At 43.3% G+C, this 17,863-nt stretch carries 20 protein-coding genes, 1 tRNA gene and 1 pseudogene; 6 read left to right on the plus strand and 16 right to left on the minus strand.

Features of this window, described 5'->3' with window-relative positions:
* Positions 1 to 12: 12 nt before the first annotated feature.
* From OCV99_RS07015 to OCV99_RS07055, 9 genes and pseudogenes are all read right to left on the minus strand, one after another.
* Entirely contained in the window at positions 13 to 186 is a 174-nt protein-coding gene (locus OCV99_RS07015) for a hypothetical protein (protein WP_227192793.1), read from the minus strand.
* A 269-nt stretch (positions 187 to 455) separates the two neighbouring features.
* Positions 456 to 1,556, minus strand: a complete 1,101-nt coding sequence (locus tag OCV99_RS07020) for a hypothetical protein (protein WP_158369391.1) — start codon at positions 1,554 to 1,556, stop codon at positions 456 to 458.
* An 87-nt stretch (positions 1,557 to 1,643) separates the two neighbouring features.
* Positions 1,644 to 2,498 (minus strand): KilA-N domain-containing protein, encoded by an 855-nt coding sequence (locus tag OCV99_RS07025; protein WP_158369392.1) that lies wholly within the window; start codon positions 2,496 to 2,498, stop codon positions 1,644 to 1,646.
* 19 nt (positions 2,499 to 2,517) lie between these two features.
* A complete protein-coding gene (locus OCV99_RS07030; RefSeq protein WP_262575109.1) occupies positions 2,518 to 2,802 on the minus strand; it encodes a hypothetical protein in 285 nt (94 codons plus the stop codon).
* On the minus strand, positions 2,802 to 3,092 hold the full coding sequence (locus OCV99_RS07035; protein WP_262575111.1) for a hypothetical protein: 291 nt from the start codon (positions 3,090 to 3,092) through the stop codon (positions 2,802 to 2,804). Before OCV99_RS07035 ends, OCV99_RS07030 begins: the two co-directional genes overlap by 1 nt.
* 2 nt (positions 3,093 to 3,094) lie before the next feature.
* Entirely contained in the window at positions 3,095 to 3,574 is a 480-nt protein-coding gene (locus OCV99_RS07040; protein ID WP_262575113.1) for a DUF1016 N-terminal domain-containing protein, read from the minus strand.
* Between the two features lie 54 nt (positions 3,575 to 3,628).
* Positions 3,629 to 3,868 (minus strand): annotated as a pseudogene (gene rhuM, locus OCV99_RS07045) (RhuM family protein); the annotation flags it as partial.
* Between the two features lie 65 nt (positions 3,869 to 3,933).
* A complete protein-coding gene (locus OCV99_RS07050) occupies positions 3,934 to 5,178 on the minus strand; it encodes a sensor histidine kinase (protein WP_158369395.1) in 1,245 nt (414 codons plus the stop codon).
* A complete protein-coding gene (locus OCV99_RS07055) occupies positions 5,166 to 5,924 on the minus strand; it encodes a LytR/AlgR family response regulator transcription factor (RefSeq protein ID WP_158369421.1) in 759 nt (252 codons plus the stop codon). The genes OCV99_RS07050 and OCV99_RS07055 overlap by 13 nt, the downstream gene beginning before the upstream one ends.
* A 289-nt stretch (positions 5,925 to 6,213) precedes the next feature.
* Between OCV99_RS07055 and OCV99_RS07060 the strand changes: the two genes are divergently transcribed.
* Positions 6,214 to 6,960, plus strand: a complete 747-nt coding sequence (locus OCV99_RS07060; protein ID WP_158369396.1) for an ABC transporter ATP-binding protein — start codon at positions 6,214 to 6,216, stop codon at positions 6,958 to 6,960.
* On the plus strand, positions 6,957 to 9,068 hold the full coding sequence (locus tag OCV99_RS07065; RefSeq protein WP_158369397.1) for an FtsX-like permease family protein: 2,112 nt from the start codon (positions 6,957 to 6,959) through the stop codon (positions 9,066 to 9,068). Before OCV99_RS07060 ends, OCV99_RS07065 begins: the two co-directional genes overlap by 4 nt.
* 21 nt (positions 9,069 to 9,089) lie before the next feature.
* Here OCV99_RS07065 and OCV99_RS07070 read toward each other — a convergent pair whose 3' ends face one another.
* The 4 genes from OCV99_RS07070 to OCV99_RS07085 all read right to left on the minus strand — a co-directional run bounded on the left by OCV99_RS07070 (position 9,090) and on the right by OCV99_RS07085 (position 11,565).
* On the minus strand, positions 9,090 to 9,632 hold the full coding sequence (locus OCV99_RS07070) for a GNAT family N-acetyltransferase (RefSeq protein ID WP_158369398.1): 543 nt from the start codon (positions 9,630 to 9,632) through the stop codon (positions 9,090 to 9,092).
* Positions 9,633 to 9,706: 74 nt separating this feature from the next.
* Positions 9,707 to 9,777 (minus strand) — tRNA-Cys (locus OCV99_RS07075).
* A 201-nt stretch (positions 9,778 to 9,978) separates the two neighbouring features.
* On the minus strand, positions 9,979 to 10,617 hold the full coding sequence (locus OCV99_RS07080) for a lactate utilization protein (RefSeq protein ID WP_158369399.1): 639 nt from the start codon (positions 10,615 to 10,617) through the stop codon (positions 9,979 to 9,981).
* A gap of 21 nt (positions 10,618 to 10,638) precedes the next feature.
* Positions 10,639 to 11,565 carry a ketopantoate reductase family protein gene (locus OCV99_RS07085; protein WP_158369400.1) on the minus strand — a complete coding sequence of 309 codons (927 nt, stop codon included), beginning with the start codon at positions 11,563 to 11,565 and terminating at the stop codon, positions 10,639 to 10,641.
* A gap of 201 nt (positions 11,566 to 11,766) precedes the next feature.
* On the opposite strand from OCV99_RS07085, the gene OCV99_RS07090 reads away from it, so the two are divergent.
* Positions 11,767 to 12,060, plus strand: a complete 294-nt coding sequence (locus tag OCV99_RS07090) for a helix-turn-helix transcriptional regulator (RefSeq protein WP_158369401.1) — start codon at positions 11,767 to 11,769, stop codon at positions 12,058 to 12,060.
* Between the two features lie 57 nt (positions 12,061 to 12,117).
* On the opposite strand, the gene OCV99_RS07095 is transcribed toward OCV99_RS07090, so the two are convergent.
* A complete protein-coding gene (locus OCV99_RS07095; protein ID WP_158369422.1) occupies positions 12,118 to 13,248 on the minus strand; it encodes a PucR family transcriptional regulator in 1,131 nt (376 codons plus the stop codon).
* Positions 13,249 to 13,478: 230 nt separating this feature from the next.
* On the minus strand, positions 13,479 to 14,678 hold the full coding sequence (coaBC, locus tag OCV99_RS07100; protein ID WP_158369402.1) for a bifunctional phosphopantothenoylcysteine decarboxylase/phosphopantothenate--cysteine ligase CoaBC: 1,200 nt from the start codon (positions 14,676 to 14,678) through the stop codon (positions 13,479 to 13,481).
* A 167-nt stretch (positions 14,679 to 14,845) separates the two neighbouring features.
* Between coaBC and OCV99_RS07105 the strand changes: the two genes are divergently transcribed.
* From OCV99_RS07105 to OCV99_RS07115, 3 genes are all read left to right on the plus strand, one after another.
* Entirely contained in the window at positions 14,846 to 15,469 is a 624-nt protein-coding gene (locus tag OCV99_RS07105; protein ID WP_158369403.1) for an ECF transporter S component, read from the plus strand.
* A gap of 218 nt (positions 15,470 to 15,687) precedes the next feature.
* Positions 15,688 to 16,626: a DUF4474 domain-containing protein gene (locus tag OCV99_RS07110; protein WP_158369404.1), complete on the plus strand. Its 939-nt coding sequence runs from the start codon at positions 15,688 to 15,690 to the stop codon at positions 16,624 to 16,626.
* 22 nt (positions 16,627 to 16,648) lie between these two features.
* Entirely contained in the window at positions 16,649 to 17,566 is a 918-nt protein-coding gene (locus OCV99_RS07115; RefSeq protein ID WP_158369405.1) for a metallophosphoesterase family protein, read from the plus strand.
* Here OCV99_RS07115 and OCV99_RS07120 read toward each other — a convergent pair.
* Positions 17,501 to 17,857 (minus strand): arsenate reductase family protein, encoded by a 357-nt coding sequence (locus tag OCV99_RS07120; RefSeq protein ID WP_158369406.1) that lies wholly within the window; start codon positions 17,855 to 17,857, stop codon positions 17,501 to 17,503. The two genes, OCV99_RS07115 and OCV99_RS07120, sit on opposite strands and share 66 nt — an antisense overlap.
* Between the last annotated feature and the right edge of the window lie 6 nt (positions 17,858 to 17,863).

Below are 17,863 nucleotides of genomic sequence, written 5' to 3' on the forward strand. Positions count from 1 at the left end.
CCCACCGCCACGTCACATGTGCGGACAGAAAAAACGAACTGCCACATCGACAGCCCGCTTCTCGTCCAATTCACCGGTACTAAAAATATTTTTCAAATGTCTGCTAATTCCGGACTTATCTACACCAAAAAGCTCAGACATTGCTTTTTGAAGTAACCCACAAACTTTCATCCTTAATATACGCATTTACTGATACATCTCCATCTTCTGAATTGTACAATACCATTTCCATTTGCTTTGAAAAATCATTCAATATCTATCCCCCCTTCTGCAACAACGTCACACATTCAACAGTATTAACGGTTTCTCACAAAACCTGTTCCACACTTTTTGAGAAAACTCTATATCAACATATTATACGATTACATAGTCTTTCCTTCAATTTACACATCAATAATTCATTTTATTTTACAATAATTCCAACAAATAATTCATCCTTAATAATCAAATATTCACTATATTCTCTGTAATACATTTTCAAAAGCTAGTAACAAGTTTCGTTTTGATAGGTTATACTTTTCACACAAACCATTATCACAATCTTTTATCCATTGATAATCGAGCTCAGGTTCATTATACTGTGGCCATACCACACTATCGTCCTTGTAAATATATAAATCATGGTCATCATGTACCACTATGAAATATATTTCACCACATTCTCCACAAAATGCTGTTACATTAAAAAATGGTGAATAGCATGAAAATATACTCACTAAATATTCAGACTCTTGCTTAATTTCCAGAATATATTCATTACCGTCAAAATTACAAACACTAAAATTTATATCTATTTGATTCTCCTTTTGCATTTCAATATATTTTTTGTCATTGAGAAGTATTTCCATTATCTCTTTAAACTCCCCAATCTTACTGCTAGGGTTTTGAGCTCGCACCGCACAAACATATTCTTTCGAACTCTCCATAAGCTCATCAAGAAAATCCACAATATTATTATAAACAAAATCATCATCAAAAAGGAATTTTTTACCATGTACAGTATCAACAACCAAATCATCACTCTTAAAATAAATATCAATGTCATCCAAATCAATCAACTGTGGATAAAGATAATTATAAATAATATCGAAAGTGTTTAGCATTTGTATAGTAAGCTCGCCCAAATCATCTGATTCATCTATACCAAAATGTGTAATCTCATTTCTTTTTTGTCCCAGACTATTTAAAACCTGATGCACTTTTTTTGATTTATGAAATAAGTTATTATATTTCTCAATAGTTTCGATGTATTTTATCGTTTGAAATTTTCCTTCAGAAATAAGGATATCTTCTAATTTTAATGAATCTGTGATCTTAGATAAGGCATTTTTTATAGCCCGACTATTAGGCTCTTTATAAATAGATACCGGGTCATCAGATATTAAAATAGTTTTTAGCATAAGTTCAACTGCGTTTTCAAGAAAAACAATACATATTTTTTTTGCTTCGTCTATCTCGCTCATCTTATATTCTTCTTCGTGATAATAAAATTTTTTAAAATTGTCAATCGCAATGCTAAGTGAGCTTATTGCATTTTGAGCCAATGTATATTTCATGTATAACCCTCTTTATGATTTCTGGTAACTGATTAAAAAAATCTTAATGCTCTCTTGGTTGATTTCTATAAAGTCAAGCCTTCCCATTTAATTCATTTGTGAATCTATCCCCAATTGGGATAAGCTGCTTGAACTCACCGTTTCCAATGTTTGCAACTGTTGTACCGCCAACTGTCGCAACAATTCCATGCGCTCTTTTTGACTTTTCCCCTGATTAATTAAAACAGCATTATAACTTTCCAGGTTCGCAAGTACCAGTAATTGATTCAGCGTTGCTACATCCCGCATATTTCCTTTCACCGTTGAATTTTCATTTTTCCATTGCTTCGCCGTCTTTCCAAACAAAACTACATTCAACATATCTGCTTCATTAGCATAGGTATACGCCACCTGTGCGGGCGTTAATTCTGGTGGAATCAGATTTTCTTTAATTGCATCTGTATGTATCCTGTAATTCAACTTAGAAATTTCTCTATTCAAATTCCACCCCAAAGATAACCGACTGTTTTCGTCTGTCTTTAAACGCCTATAGTCTTTCATAATATATAGCTGGAATTCAGGAGAAATCCAAGTTGCAAAAGACATAGCAATATCACTATGAGCATACGTTCCGCCATAGCGTCCCGACTTTGAAACAATACCAATAGCATCCGTAGCTTCTATCCATTTCTTAGGCGACATTGTAAATGCGTTTGCTCCTGCCTGCTTTTTAAACCCCTCGAATTCGAGGGGTTTAAAATTTGGATTATGTAACCTTTCCCATAGTCCCAGAAATTCTATAACATCCCGATTTCTCATCCAGTTTTGAATAACCGCCGTCGGGTCATCGCTCTTATACCGGGCAATATCCGTCAATGAAATAAATTCATTTTCAAAATCCTGCGTGTAAATTCCAATATCTATCCCATTTGCATGAATTGTATCTTTAATTATTTTCCCCATTGTGCCTCCTGCAATCACATCATAATGTTCGAAATACCTTATTCTCTTTCCTTTTAAGAAAATTCTGCTGAATAACTATCTTCATCTTCCCACATTTCCCGATATGCTTCAATATAACTCTTAATACAACCAGGATATATATACAAATACCTTCTACACACTCTTTTATACAATCCCAGTATTTTTTCATCACAAGCAAAATCCAGTAAATAATCAAGTAAATGTGACAATTCATCTTCTGGCGCACTTCTGCCGCACACATCTTCACCCAATGGTAAATAATCTGATAAATCTTTTCATCCATTAGATTACCTCAAAATATTTAAACGCCTCCGTTATCGCTTCTACCTTTTCTTTCGGTGGATGTTTCCTCGGTTGTTTCGATTCCTCTACTGCATTTGGAGCATCATACATTGCCAGACCTAATGACCGCTTTACCTCCGCAATATGTGCAGTATGCACCTTAAATCCATATTTCTTTTCCACATATTCCTGTATCATTTTATATGTGATTTTCGGTTTCGGCTGATATTTCTTTGCACGCTCCGCTATTGCATCCAGAGGCACCTTGCCCTCGCCTTCTCCGAATTCCACCGTCACGTTGATGATACTATCTGGTGATTTGTGGGACAGAAGCACGACACTCTCCACATGAGTACCAAATCAAAACATATCCCCACAAAATCGCGGAAATATGAACAATATTTATACAGTACTAATACTGCTCGTGCAACCCTTTTCCCACAAAATATAAGTTCCATCAATTTTGCACCACCCTGATGCAAAATTTCTTCAGATGGTATTCGGCGTGCAAACTGTTTCATATAATTAAGATTTCTAACGGAATATCCTTCTCTACTAGGATAAGTCATTCTCAAATCTTTTGATAATGTTTCAACAAATTTATTTCCCCATTGGCTGTATTGGAGAATTACGTTCCCTATATTCCAAAATAAAATATTGCGTTCGACATTTGCATTTGTCATTACCTGATACTGTGCTTGTTTAATTCGCTTTTTTATCTTTTCCAAAACATCAATATATTCGTCCATAACTATCTCTGTTTTTTTCACCATTATATTCACCTCCATATCCTGTCCCACTTCCTATCATTATTACCCACCACAAGCTTCACCTGTAGTTTTTAAAACCTTATCAAGATGCTCCACATAATCTGCCATATACATGGGATTATGGCGCATAGCCTGAATTTCTGCAAAATCAAAGTAACCTGATACAATATTATTTAATATTCTCAATTCCTCATCATTAAGGTAATTCTTTGCAATATTAATATCTTTTAATGCAGGAAAATCACCAGAAAAACTTTTTAGTCCCATAAAAGGCTGACTGGCATCCGCACGTTCATATTTTTGCTAATAACTCTTTCCAGTAATTACCGCCACCCAAATTTTTCATTCCATTCCAAGAGAGATTAGTCGTCTCCACAGGGAAAATATACGAAGAGCTCAAAATATCCATCTTCCGCATGAACCGTCATTTCCCCGCCGTGACGCCTCGCAATCTCACGAATACTTTGCAGCCCGAACCCGTGGTTTTCCGTATCTTTCTTTGATGTCTGCGGCATTTCTCCTGCCTTTACTTCCAGGGCACATGGATTCTTTACAGAGAACAGAAACATCCCCTTTTGCAGCCTGCTCTCCAGAAACACTGTCTTTTCCGGCAGTTCCTGCCGCTCACACGCTTCCGCCGCATTATCCAGCGCATTTGCAAAAATCGCACAGACATCAATCTTCTCAAAAGGCAGTTCCCCCGGAATCTCAATCTTCCATTGAAATGTAATCCCCTTCCGGCGCAGCATACTCTCCTTTGCGGTCAGCACAGCATTCACAGTCGCATCCCCGCAGTAATTCAGAGTCTTTGTGATACTATCGTTTTCCAACAGTTCCCGGATATATTCTTCCCGTTTCGGCTCCGGAAGCACAGCAAGTGTCTGCAGATGATTTGCCATGTCATGTTTCAGCCTTCGTACTTCAAACTGCCTGGCTTCCATTGTATCATAATAATTCTGTTTTATCTTTGCAAACAGTACCTGTTCTTCCATCTTTTTCTGTTCCGCCAGCACTGAAACAGCCCAGAGTAAACCTGCAAATGAAAACAGCGCAATGCCAAGAAGGGTAAAATGCAGCCACATATCCGACAGATTATCCCAATATGGGCTCGGCATCATCACAACCGCAGCCACAATCCCGAGCGGCGTGAGAGACAGCAATAATAACAGCCACCACATAGGCGCAGATAAATCATACTCCTTTTCCGGGCCAAACCGCTTTGCCGCCAGATAAAAGAGGATTGCAAATAAAACTCGACCTGCTATATAAAACGATGCTTCCGCAAACAGCCGCTCTGCCCAGTTGTCTGCCAGCGTATTATACGCCAAAATCATACTGCTTACCATGATACTGACTGCTGTTTTTCGAATGCCGCTCCCTTCACAGGCAATGTACATCCCAAATACAAAAACCGCCAGACCAACCGGGAAATTGAACCGGTCTCCGATAAACAGGATATTCCCTGTTGCAACCCAACAAGAGAGGTACGCCACAATCCGGCTGAAGCGATTTTTCTTAAAGTTCAGAAAACACCCTATCGCCTTTGTATTAAATGCAGTAGAAATCAACACAGCCGCTAATTGCAGAAGAAACGCTACCGTACGCATACAGACACCTCCAGCATTACCCGCGCAATTTTCTGCATTGCTTCATTCTTCATAGCCCTGCTTACCGGAAGCTCTCTTCCACCCACGGCAACATGGGAAGCATCCATATGCTCCACCCGCACAGCATTTACCAGATAACGCTGATGGATCCGCACGAATGAATATTCCGCAGACCTTTCTTTACGCAGTCTAAGCTCTTCCTCTACCTGATTCAGCTTTTGATAAAACCCATATTCTCTGAGTTCTCCGCCGCTTTGCGAACATACCAGCACAACCTGTCTCCGGTCACTGTAAAAATAAAGGATATCCCGAAGCCGGAACCGATATGTTCCCTCTGTATTTCTCAGAGTATACATCTCTTCCTGCTCCCGGAGCTGTAACTCTCGAACGCGTTTTACCGTATGCCACAGTTTATCCATATCCACCGGTTTCATCAGATAATCCAGTGCGCCGACACTGTATCCGTCAAATACATAATCTGCATACCCCGTCACAAACACAATCAGGAGTTCCCGATTAAATTTTCGAATATTATGGGCTGTCTCCATCCCATTCATATCAGCCATCTCCACATCCAGAAACAGCAGGTCTATCTCTCCCGGGTGCTTCTCAAGCCATCTGACCGCAGCATTGCCGGAGGAAAATTCATACACAACCTCTTCTCCTTCGTGCAGTATCCTTTCCAATTGGAGGTATAACGATTCCCTTGCATTCACCTCATCATCACAGATCGCTATCCGCAGCATTACCTTCTCACTCCGTTTCATTGGATTCTGTACGTATTATACCATGCCTGCAAAGTTTGTGGAATCCCTCACCGGCGCTCTCCCTTGCAGTTCTTTCCATGAGAACTGCAAATCTTTACAATTTCAGCAGACTATTTCCAAACTTTACATCTGAACTGCCAAACTTCCCCTTTTCTCTCCATCTTTTTCTTTTTCGTGTTATCGTCTTCCTGACAGCAGTGCACAAAGAGCGGCGCACTCTTTCATGTACCGCCACTATTCCAATATACAAAAAAGAAAGGAGAACACAATGCTGTATGTAAAGAACTTATACAAATCTTACCTGTCCGGATCAAAAGAATACCCGGTACTGAAAAAAATCAATCTCCATATCGGAGTGGGAGAATTTGTCGCAGTGATGGGGCCGTCAGGCTCCGGAAAGAGCACCCTCTTAAACTGCATTTCCTGCTATATTCCATTTGAAAAAGGCGAAATCCGCCTTGGCGGAACGGCTCTGGCAAATCTCGATGAAACCGCTCTGGCGAAGGTTCGTAATGAAAAACTGGGCTTTGTTTTTCAGGATTTTATGCTGCTGGATGGTCTGACGATCCGGGAAAATATTCTTGTCCCCCGCATCATTCGGGGAAATGCTGACCATGAAGGCGAAGAGCTTGCCGACCATCTCCTGACACTGTTTGGCATCGACCATATCCGCAGCAAATATCCCGCCGAAGTTTCCGGCGGAGAACGCCAGCGAGCCGCCGTCGTCAGGAGCCTAATCAACCGTCCTCTGATGATTCTGGCAGATGAACCAACCGGCAATCTGGACAGCAAATCAGGCCGAACTGTAATGGAAGCCTTTGAAAATGCAAGAAACCAAATGAACACAACCGTCTTCATGGTGACCCACGACAGCTTCTTTGCCTCTTTCTGCGACCGGGTCATTTTGCTGAAGGACGGCATGGTTTTCAGAGAATTGGAAAAAAACGGGAACCGCAGCAGCTTCCACGAACTGCTTCTAACTACAATCAAAGAAATGAGTGGTGATATCCAATGATGACAATGCAAAAATTAGAACAAAAACTACAAAAAGCCGACCGGAAACAAGCAGGCCTCTACCTGCTCTGCAACTTTATTGCCCTGATGCTCATTTCCGCTTACTCGGCAATGATGTTCTCTCCGACAGTTTTAACCATTCTGCCGGAAGGCGGAGACAGCCGCAAACAGATTGTGGCGATATTTATCCTGGCGCTATTTGGATGCGTCATCTTTACCGTCTACGCTGCCAGTCTGTTTTTCCGCAAAAAATCCCGAAAGCTCGGCATCCTGCTGGCGCTCGGCGCTTCCAAAAGAAAGCTCTCCCCCGGATTATTCCGGGAAGTACTGACACTAAGCATGACATCCTCCCTTGCGGGTATTCTGGCCGGTTTTCCGTTTACATGGGGTCTGTGGAACCTGTTTCGTGTACTGATTGTAGACAGTTCAGACATGCGCCTTAAGTTTGATTTCAGATGTCTGACAGTCTCCTTTCTATTTTTCGCATTAACTGTCACATTTTCCTGTGCCACAGCTTACCGCTGCCTGAGAAAGACCAACATCATGGATATTATCCATGAGGAACATAAAAACGAACCCGTGCGGGAGCCGAAAAAATACTGTGGGCTTCTGGGAATCCTGATTCTTTTTGCCGGAGCCGTCACCGGCTACAATGCTCCCGGCGTATACATGGCTCTGTTTGACGCCTACCCGCCTGCATGGATCAACCTCTTCTTCGCACCGGTTTTTGCCGGTCTGTATATGATTATGCTGCATACCGTCGTCCACGGCTGGGGCTTCCGTAAAAAACATTCCTATCAGCATCTCATTTCCCGCAGTATGATGAAATTCCAAGGCCGGCAGACCGCCAACAACCTACTTGTCTGTACCGTACTCATCGCAGGAGGCTGCTTCGCCCTGTTCTACCTGCCCATGCTGGGTACAGGACAGATTCTCGAAACACAGGAACGCAGCTTCGATTATGCCTTCCATTACCGCGCCGACCAAAATGTGCCGACAAAACAGGAAATCCTTACGCTTGCCGACAACTACGGGCTGAAACTAAAGGACTGGCACAGCGGAGAATATCTGCTTCTCGGCCTGGATGGTGTTGTGCAGGTTGAAGATAAACCGGACAGCCGTGCATATCACTACGAATACCGGGAACTAAAACAGCAGGGGAAATTTTTGTCCGAATCCTGTTTCAACCGAATGACCGGGCAAACTATTGACATTGCGCCCGGATGCTACCGCGCAGTTTCCAATGAGAGCGAAACCGGAACCTATTATCTGGAACTGGAATCCACGGAATTGACAAATATGGTTACACGGGCAAAAACCCCCATCCGATTTGACGGCTTTGTCCATAATGAAATGCTACTGGATGCCATCGGCTATTACATTCTGGATGATGCAGATTATGAAGCTGCAGCCAACAAACTAACAGACGAATGGCGCGGGAATCTTTTATGGTTCAATGCAGACGGAGCTGACAGTTATTCGTTTGCAAATGCATTGCTAAAACAATTTATCACCGGGTTCAATTCCGAATGCGAAACCATTTACGCCTATGACCCGGTAGAAAAAATCGCCGCCAACGAAAATGGCAATATCTATTGGGGTGATACTGACGAGATTTCCAAAATCAGCTTCTCCAATCCCGACAGCTATGATTTTCGCGCTTACTGGACCTATATGCCGAAAATCCGTATTCTCGACCAACACGACTGCCTGCGAAATTTCTCGGTGTTCCTGATGATGTTTCTTTTCATCTCCATTGTCTGCCTGACAGCGGCGTTTGTTATCAGCCACACCAGATGTCAGACGATTGCACTGAACAACCGCTATGTCTTTGACGATTTAAAACGCCTGGGAGCATCCCCTGCCTTTCTCCTGAGCGAGATTCGCAGCCAATGCGGCAGTGTATTCAAAACACCCATGCTTGTCGGTTCCTCCGCAATGTTTCTGCTATATTCGCTGATGATGCTCGGTAATGACGGAAAACTTACGAGAGAAGAATCCGCAGGTCTCCTGGTGTGCCTTGCCGCAGTTGCCGCTATTGCCTCAGCCTTATATGCCGTGTACCGTTTGACAGTACGGAAAGTGGCGCAAACACTGGGAGTGCGGTAAAACAAAGCAAGTCCCTGTACGTTACAGCATATAGGAACTATCCGACAATATCTTTTCAAGAAACAGATGCCCGGAATGAGGGATTGCGCCTCCTACCTTCATTGGGGCATCTGAGACAATCCGAAATCCCAGTTTCTTATAAAGAGATACGGCCGGGATATTTTGACTTCCTGTATCCAGCCTTATCGCTTCACAGGAATTACGTTTTGCTAATTCCATCGCGTATTTAACCAGTGAAGAGGCTATCCCTTTCCCTGCCATACAGGGGCGCACCATGAGCAAATGAATTACCATTACTTTATCATCTGTCAAAGATTTTCCCCAGGTTACCGTTCTATACTCTGTCGGCTGTACTTTATCCACAATAATGCTTCCTGCAATGCTGCCTTCTTCCTCATACACATATAACGCCCCGGCACACAATGCGTCTTCCGCATCCTTTTTCGTTGGATATATACCTTTTTTAAATACCGTAAATGCGCCATGTTCATTTTCATATGCGAAATGTTCATTATACATGGCTTCAATCCATTCCACGTCACTTGAAATTGCTTTTCTAACCATCGCTGCCTCCAACTCTCAAAATCTCTGTATCAAAAAAAGCCTCAGAAACTGCTGCGTTTCCAGGCTTTCCTAAAAGGCGCCAACCAGATTTGAACTGGTGATAGAGGTGTTGCAGACCTTTGCCTTACCACTTGGCTATGGCGCCTCGCTATGAGCACTTAGCGTCTGTCCTTTAGACGCTTACGTGCGATGCATGTCATCGCCGTTAGCAAGGTTACTAACGAGCTTACCAGATGACTCGCTATGAGCAATTATTATTATAACAAATCCCTTTTGCACCGTCAAGACGTCTCCTTAAAAACTTTTCTGCCCCCTTCGACACGGGAAGGAGGCAGTCTGTCGAATCTTAAAATCCCAAATCCTCATTGACCAGAATCACCTTAATCCTCTTTGGAATTTTGGAAAATCTTGTAATCAGGAACTGACAGCATACGGAATCCGGTGATTTGCAATCCGAACAAGCACCATTCTTCTTACATGGCGTATCAACCGGAAATCTCTGTGCGTTAATCGGCGCCGCCTCATTTCTTGCACGCGATACAGCATCTTCTACGGATTTTACAATTTTATTCATCCCGATAATCATCAGGACATTCTTCGGCCCCCAGGAAATAGCCGCCACACGGTTCGCCGCGCCGTCAATATTCACCAGCACGCCATCCTCCGTAATTGCATTGCTGCTGGAAAGGAAATAATCACTACCAATAATGGAAAGCTCTGTCTGCCGCTTCTCTTCCGGCGTCTTACAGACATCTCTGTTATATACGGTATAATTTCCTGTACATACTGCGTCCTTCAGCCCGATTTCTTCGATAGACATGGAACCTCCCCAGCCCACGCTGCTGCCCTCCGGAATCAACTCCAGCGCCTTCGCAAGAGCCTCTTCCTTCGACTCTGCGTAGTAGCCTTCCATATTTCTGGACTCCAATCCCTTTATGACACGCTGTGCCAGCATCTGATTTCTTTTCACTCTATTCGCATCCATTTTATTGCCTCCTCTTTTATATCAATTCTTTTCTTCCAGAACACGGATGCCATGGTATAATACTTCATTAATCGGTGTCGGAACACCCAGTTCCCGCCCCATCCGTATCACCGTCCCGGCAAACATCTCAATCTCGGTTCTTTTTCCTGCTTCCAGATCCTGCAAAGTAGATAGTTTGTTCTCATACGGAATTGTCTTCACAGTTTCCTCCTGAAGCGCAATCTCCTTCTCGCCAATATCAATTCCTTTTCTCTGTGCAATCGCCGCCACTTCCCGCATCGCATTGCGCCGGAGCCAGTTCGCATCCTCATTATTCCGGTAAACGCCAAACGGAATGCCCAATAAGGCGCAGGTCAGATTCTCACCGATATTGCACATATACTTAAACCAGATTCCCTTTCGCATGTCTTCCTCAATCTCATAAGGAATGTCTGCACAGTCAAATACTTCTTTGACCCGCAGGACTCTCTCGGAATATTCCTGATTAATTTTCTCACCAAAATGAATCTTTCCCCAGTAGGGATCGAAATCTGCTTTTCCGTCTTTCATAACAATAGACATTCGCATAAATGCATACAGCACGTGCTCTTCACCATACACGGCTTCCAGCTTCTCTTCACTGTCCACGCCATTTAACAGAGACAGAATCAAGGTATGCTCCCCAACCTGGTTCCGAATATCCTGTATTGCCTGTTCCAGCGCATATCCTTTGACCCCTATCAGAATCAAATCTGCCTTATCCCCTTCCGTCTGCGGTGTGATGACGGGAAACCTGTAATTCACGCCATTGATGGTAACTCCTTCCGTCTCCAGCCTTTTCTTCCGCTCTCCATCTGCAATGATCCGAAATCCTTCTCCGTAAGCTTTTTCAAGCCGGGGAGCAAAAAAGGAACCCATCGCTCCCAGTCCGATCAGGGATATTTTCTTAATCTTATGTTTCGTACTCATTCTATTTGTATCTCCTTTAATCCATACCTATATCCTACTCCTTTTCCAGCTCATTTTCAAGCGCACTTTCTTCCGCAAATATTTTCATTTAACAAAGTATTTTTTATAATTATTTTAACCATTATAACAATACTTTTGTATTTAGTAAATATATCAGTTTCAAAGTACACTAAAAGCAAATAAAAACAGAGGAGGCTTCTCATGTTTGGTGAAATCATTAAGACATTGCGTCTTTCTTACAATCTAAGCCAGGTTCAGCTGGCGGGGGAACTGAGTGTGTCGAAACAAACCATTTCTAACTGGGAAAATAATAATATCCTTCCTTCTATAGAAATGCTGATTAAGATTGCCCGGTTCTTCTCTGTTAGCACAGATTACCTGCTGGAACTGGATGACAGGCACTATATCGAAGTGACCGGTCTTTCAGATGCACAATTGGCCCACATACAGCAAATCATTAAAGATATCACTGGAAACAAAAATCAGGCAGGATAATGCATCCTGCCCCTCTTTTACTTTTCTCGCAATCTTTTTATTTCTTTTGATTTCATTTTATTGTCTCATTTTTAACAAATAGAGCGAAATCATAATCCGTGTCCGGTTTTCATTTAGCAGCGGATCATATCCCAGAATCTCTCTCACCTTGTTTATCTTATAAGCCATCGTATTTTTATGGCAGTACAAAGCCTGAGACGCATGAAGAATGCTGCATTCTTTTTCAAAAAACACCTGCAGAATGTGCAGATAATCCGTTCCATTGTCGGCATCGTATGTAAGCAGCGCTCCAAGCGTCTCCTGGATAAATCCCTCTCCAATGTCCGGCTCCTTTATGTTAGATAAAATCTTGTAGATTCCCAGCTTATCATAAGAAAGAATATTCGTATCTATAGCCGTCTTTGTAAGCTGGTATGCCGAGAGCGCATGTTCAAAACTTTCGTGAATATCCTGCAGTCTGTGCACTCTTGTTCCAATCCCCACATATATATTTTCATCCCTGCGGCATAATTCCTCAAACGCCTCCTGTATTTCCTCCAGCTTCTCGTCTGCAACCAACACAAACAAGATTCCCTGTTTCTCATATACAACCGTTCGGTACCGGGAATACATCAGTTTCCGTTCCAACTGTTTCAATATAGGATTTTCCTTTTCCGTACTGTAAGCATGGCAGCTCACGAGCACCATAGTATAATACATGTTCCGGTAGAACCCGTGTCTTTCAAAATGATTCAGATAAGCTTCTTCATTTGCCGGATAATAGATTGCATTCTTCAAAGCCGTAATCAGATTGGTCTCTTTCTGCTCATTTTTCAGTAAAACATTGGCAAACAGCCGCATAATATCCACATAAGGCGTATCCCACCTTGCCTGAAAAAGCGGAAACCGAAGCTTATTGGCATAATCCAGCACCTCCGGCGGAAATTCCTGCTTCTCACGCAGCGAAATAATCAGGCCTCCGGCGCCCGCCCGGTCTAGCTCTTCAATATATTTCATAATCCATTCTGTAGAAACATACAGAAGGCCTGAATTAAAAATCAACTCATTGCCATGCAAAAGCTTCACAAATTCAATCTCTTCTACTACATGCATCCATTCAATCACTTTCTGAAAACAGCTTTCTGTCCGAAGCTTTACCATATATTTTGTCTCAATCTCTGCATACAATTCTTCCAGTGCAACTGCCATTTTTGCCACCCCCATTCCATCCTTTTATGAAGTATTCTAGCATAATTTTATCGATTTGTGCTCAGAACACAATAATAATTTTATTTCATGGTTTCAAAAACCATTTTCAACGCTGCCGGGAAATGTTATATTGTTCTAGGAACACAGAAGATTATTGTAATCTTTACCCCGAATATATGTGTTTCACATTCAATCTCTGGATTATATGATAGCAAAAAGAAACTGTATCTCTACAGTTTCTTTTTATTTTTCAATATCTCATTCAGAATCCTGTCCGCAACCTCATCCTTCGACAATATCTCCAGCTCTGTCTCCTTATTTTCTGTGATAATCGTAACAATATTTGTATCCGTGCCAAATCCGGCTCCTTGTACCTTCAGATTATTAGCCACAATCATATCCACATTTTTCTTCTTAAGCTTCGCCCTGGAATTCTCAAGCATATGCTCTGTTTCCATGGAGAACCCGCACAAAAACTGACCTTCTCTTTTATGCGCGCCAAGATACCCCAGAATATCCTCCGTCCGTTCCATTTCCAGCGTCATCTGCCCGTCAGACTTCTTAATCTTTTCTTCACTCACCGTCTTCGGACGATAATCTGCAACAGCAGCCGCTTTAATTACAATATCCGCCTCTTTGCTCCGGGAAACCACAGCCTCATACATATCCTTTGCCGTCGTCACCGGAACCACTTGAACGAATGCCGGCGGTTTCAGAGACGTCTTCCCGCTTACCAGCGTTACCTCCGCTCCCCGCAGAGCACAGATTTTCGCAATACTATATCCCATTTTCCCGGTAGAATGATTCGTCACATAGCGAACCGGGTCGATAATCTCCCGGGTCGGTCCTGCCGTCACAAGCACCTTCATCCCGTCCATGTCCTTCGGAAATGCGCATGCTTTCAATATATACTGGAACAACTCATCCGGCTCCGGCATCTTTCCCGCACCTACATCACCGCACGCCAGCCATCCGCTTGCCGCTTCCACCACTTCCATCCCGTATTTTCTCAGAAGCTCCATATTATCCTGTGTTACCGGATTCTCATACATCCGCGTATTCATAGCCGGAGCAATGATTTTCGGGCATTTACATGCCAGAATCGTAGTCGTCAGCATATCGTCCGCAATTCCATGCGCCAGCTTCGCAATGACATTTGCCGTTGCCGGAGCCACAATCACCGCATCCGCACATTTTCCAAGCTCCACATGCTCTGTGCTGTATTCATGATTCCTGTCAAATGTATCCGTCAGGCACCTGTTTTTCGTAAGTGCCTCAAAAGTAAGCGGGGCAATAAACTCCTTCGCATGTTCCGTCATAATCACATGGACATTGGCTCCCGTCTTCACCAGTAAACTGGCAAGCGCCGCGCTCTTATACGCTGCAATTCCCCCTGTCACTCCCAGAATAATCGTCTTCCCTTTTAACATCGCCTATCCTCCAGTCGGAATTTCTATCGGTATTATACTCCATGTACAGGAAAAAAACCAGAAAAACCGCTAAAAACCAATTGTTCTTTCAAATATTTCATGCTATACTAACGCGGTAATTGTATTATATCCCGAAGACGGGAATGATAACAAGGAGGAAATTGAATATGGAAACAAAGAAAAAAGACACCAAATGGATGGTCAGTGTTGCACTTATGGCGGCAATTGTCATCGTACTGGCGAATACTCCGCTGGGCATGATACAGCTTCCAATCATTAAGGCGACAACGGTACACATCCCGGTAATCATCGGCGCAGTTCTTTTCGGCCCTCTGGCAGGAGCAATCCTGGGAGGTGTATTCGGAATCTGCTCCCTGATCAGCAACACAATGGCACCGACTCTGCTGTCATTTGCCTTTTCACCTTTTTTAAGTACCACCGGGATCCCGGGCGTTCTGAAAGCTCTTTGGATTTCTATCGGATGCCGTATCTTAATCGGTGTTGTGGCCGGATGGCTCTGGATTCTGCTGGAGAAGTTCCACACAAACCAGACAATTTCACTGCCGGTAGTCGGATTTGTCGGTTCTATGGTAAACACCATCGCCGTAATGGGCAGCATTTACTTACTGTTTGCACAACAGTATGCTGAGGCAAAAGAAGTCGCCGTCACCGCCGTATGGGGGCTGGTCATGGGCACAGTCACCGCTTCTGGAATCCCAGAGGCAATCGCCGCAGCAATATTAGTACTGGCACTTGGGAAAGTATTACTTAAGTTTACAAAGAAATTATAAGAGTTCATATACCGCCGCAGCAAGGGCAATTTCCCTTCGCTGCGGTGGTTTTTTTGTTAATTCAGGACGTAGTAAAGCGACGCTTTACTACGTCCTGAATTAACTTTTGTGGTGTACCCAACTGCATTTTGCCCTGTACCTACCTGCACATTCTCCACTTTCTTTGCATACACTGGAAATGGATACTTGATGATTTTATTGATATTAGGAGTGATTCCATGCCCGTATATGCTATTTTGATTTTATTGATATTTATTTTTTTAATTATACTTTTTCTCTGCGCTTTTCTCACATACCGGAAATTTTTAAAGGAAAACCTGCTTCCCGCGCCTACTTCTTCCAGGCTGGAGAATCTGAATCAATTCCTTCTTCCAACCGGATTTCAATACAATTCTGCCAATGATTATTTTTACGCAGCGATGGATTGCTGGCAGCGTTCCTGCGGATATTGCCGTCTGTATGATGAGTCGGCCGCATCCTTCAGTATGGTTATCGACAGCGAACCTATCTATTTTGACTATGGCGGCAGGCGCTGGCTAATCGAATTCTGGAAAGGCCAGTATGGGATGACTGCCGGGGCCGAAGTGGGGATTTATGCTACCGATAAAAAAGATCTGCATATCCCCGGGGTTTTTGATGGTCCTTTTTTTGAGGCGGTTTCCGACGAAGAGCTTCTTCCCATCCGGCTCTGTCTTTATGAGGAAGATACACTTCTAGCCAAACGTCGCGGCGTTCACTGGTGGCTTACCGTCTTTCTTTTAGGAAAATATTGTCCGCCGGACATTCTTTCTGCAAGAATCAGCATTACCTTTCCGGACTCTGAAATGTGCCGTGCTTTCCTTGACGGACTTAAGAACGCAGGTTATGGCGATACAGAAATCCAGCAGCGGCATTTAACAGTTACGGTTCTATTTACTACGCCGAAAACAGTCCAGCCCGCGATCCGTCAAAGCATTGTTTCTGATTTTCTGCTCTACCACAACCAGATTTACTGCCGGGAATATCAGCGTATTACCCAGGACTATACCGATACTTTAAGCAAATTAGAATACTTAAGCGAACAAAATCCTCTCCTGTACCACACCGCCCTGCATTTTACCGCCTCGGGCAGGCTGCGGGACGGATATCATCTTCTTATGGAAGCACTGGAAAACTAACACCGCCGGAGGTAGAAACGCCATGTCTGTCAATTCACGTTTAATCAGACTTTTCCAAACAGCGCCAAGAATTCCGTATCATCAGGGAAGCCGCTTTGTATTAATGAGCGACTGTCACCGCGGGACCGGCAATTGGAGCGATAATTTTCTGAAAAACCAACATCTTTTTTTAGCGGCTCTGACTTATTACTACCAAAGGGATTTTACTTATATAGAACTGGGAGATGGCGATGAACTCTGGGAAAACCGCAGCATGAAGCAAGTCATTCAGGTACATGCGGATACGTTTGAAATGATGGCAAAATTTTATAGAGAAAACCGCCTGTACATGATTTACGGAAATCACGACCGTGTGAAAGAAAAGCAGAAATTTTTGTCCCGCAATTGCCGGGAGTATTACTGTGAAAATAAATGCTGCAGTTCGCCTCTTCTGCCCGGGCTGCGTGCGCACGAAGGGATTGTCCTTAAAAACATTTCCACAGAAACGCAATTATTTCTTTTGCACGGTCATCAAGGTGATTTGCTTAACGACACCCTATGGAAATTCAGCCGCTTTCTTGTCCGTTATGTCTGGCGCCCGCTGGAACTTCTTGCCTTTCACGACCCTACAAGCGCCGCAAAAAACAATACCAAAAAAGGCGCCGTTGAAAAGCGCCTTTCTGCATGGTCCTCCTTGCATCAGCAAGTCCTGATTGCCGGCCACACCCACCGTCCCATGTTCCCCTCTGATGGAAGCTCTCTTTACTTTAATTGCGGAAGCTGCGTACACCCTCTGGGCATCACCGCCCTGGAAATAATCGGGGATGAACTCTCCCTCGTAAAATGGGATGTCAAAACAAAAAGTGACCGCTCTCTCTATGTGGAAAGAACCGTCCTAAACGGTCCTCTTAATCCATTCCGCTTCCTTGAATCCGGGAATGGCAAAATCCTCCCCTACTAAAAGAGGACGTTTTACAAGCATTCCGTCGCTGGCAAGAAGTTCGTACTGCTCTTCCTCAGACATACCAGGGAGCTTATCTTTAAGCTCCAGTTCCCGGTATTTCATGCCGCTGGTATTAAAGAAACGCTTAAGCGGCAGTCCGCTTCTTGCGTGCCAATCCTTCAATTCCGCTTTCGTCGGATTCTGTTCTACAATATGACGGTCTTCATACGCTACCTGATGCTCATCCAGCCATTTCTTTGCCTTTTTACAGGTGGAACACTTTGGATATTCTACAAATAAAATACTCATCACACA

Source organism: Dorea acetigenes, from assembly GCF_025567385.1.
GTDB lineage: Bacteria > Bacillota > Clostridia > Lachnospirales > Lachnospiraceae > Claveliimonas > Claveliimonas acetigenes.

Excerpts from the sequence above, each read along its gene's own strand:
- OCV99_RS07015 (WP_227192793.1), bottom strand. The coding sequence starts at position 186 with ATGCGTATATTAAGGATGAAAGTTTGTGGGTTACTTCAAAAAGCAATG.
- OCV99_RS07020 (WP_158369391.1), bottom strand. The coding sequence starts at position 1,556 with ATGAAATATACATTGGCTCAAAATGCAATAAGCTCACTTAGCATTGCG.
- OCV99_RS07025 (WP_158369392.1), bottom strand. The coding sequence starts at position 2,498 with ATGGGGAAAATAATTAAAGATACAATTCATGCAAATGGGATAGATATT.
- OCV99_RS07030 (WP_262575109.1), bottom strand. The coding sequence starts at position 2,802 with ATGGATGAAAAGATTTATCAGATTATTTACCATTGGGTGAAGATGTGT.
- OCV99_RS07040 (WP_262575113.1), bottom strand. The coding sequence starts at position 3,574 with ATGGTGAAAAAAACAGAGATAGTTATGGACGAATATATTGATGTTTTG.
- OCV99_RS07050 (WP_158369395.1), bottom strand. The coding sequence starts at position 5,178 with ATGCGTACGGTAGCGTTTCTTCTGCAATTAGCGGCTGTGTTGATTTCT.
- OCV99_RS07055 (WP_158369421.1), bottom strand. The coding sequence starts at position 5,924 with ATGCTGCGGATAGCGATCTGTGATGATGAGGTGAATGCAAGGGAATCG.
- OCV99_RS07060 (WP_158369396.1), top strand. The coding sequence starts at position 6,214 with ATGCTGTATGTAAAGAACTTATACAAATCTTACCTGTCCGGATCAAAA.
- OCV99_RS07065 (WP_158369397.1), top strand. The coding sequence starts at position 6,957 with ATGATGACAATGCAAAAATTAGAACAAAAACTACAAAAAGCCGACCGG.
- OCV99_RS07070 (WP_158369398.1), bottom strand. The coding sequence starts at position 9,632 with ATGGTTAGAAAAGCAATTTCAAGTGACGTGGAATGGATTGAAGCCATG.
- OCV99_RS07080 (WP_158369399.1), bottom strand. The coding sequence starts at position 10,617 with ATGGATGCGAATAGAGTGAAAAGAAATCAGATGCTGGCACAGCGTGTC.
- OCV99_RS07085 (WP_158369400.1), bottom strand. The coding sequence starts at position 11,565 with ATGAGTACGAAACATAAGATTAAGAAAATATCCCTGATCGGACTGGGA.
- OCV99_RS07090 (WP_158369401.1), top strand. The coding sequence starts at position 11,767 with ATGTTTGGTGAAATCATTAAGACATTGCGTCTTTCTTACAATCTAAGC.
- OCV99_RS07095 (WP_158369422.1), bottom strand. The coding sequence starts at position 13,248 with ATGGCAGTTGCACTGGAAGAATTGTATGCAGAGATTGAGACAAAATAT.
- coaBC (WP_158369402.1), bottom strand. The coding sequence starts at position 14,678 with ATGTTAAAAGGGAAGACGATTATTCTGGGAGTGACAGGGGGAATTGCA.
- OCV99_RS07105 (WP_158369403.1), top strand. The coding sequence starts at position 14,846 with ATGGAAACAAAGAAAAAAGACACCAAATGGATGGTCAGTGTTGCACTT.
- OCV99_RS07110 (WP_158369404.1), top strand. The coding sequence starts at position 15,688 with ATGCCCGTATATGCTATTTTGATTTTATTGATATTTATTTTTTTAATT.
- OCV99_RS07115 (WP_158369405.1), top strand. The coding sequence starts at position 16,649 with ATGTCTGTCAATTCACGTTTAATCAGACTTTTCCAAACAGCGCCAAGA.
- OCV99_RS07120 (WP_158369406.1), bottom strand. The coding sequence starts at position 17,857 with ATGAGTATTTTATTTGTAGAATATCCAAAGTGTTCCACCTGTAAAAAG.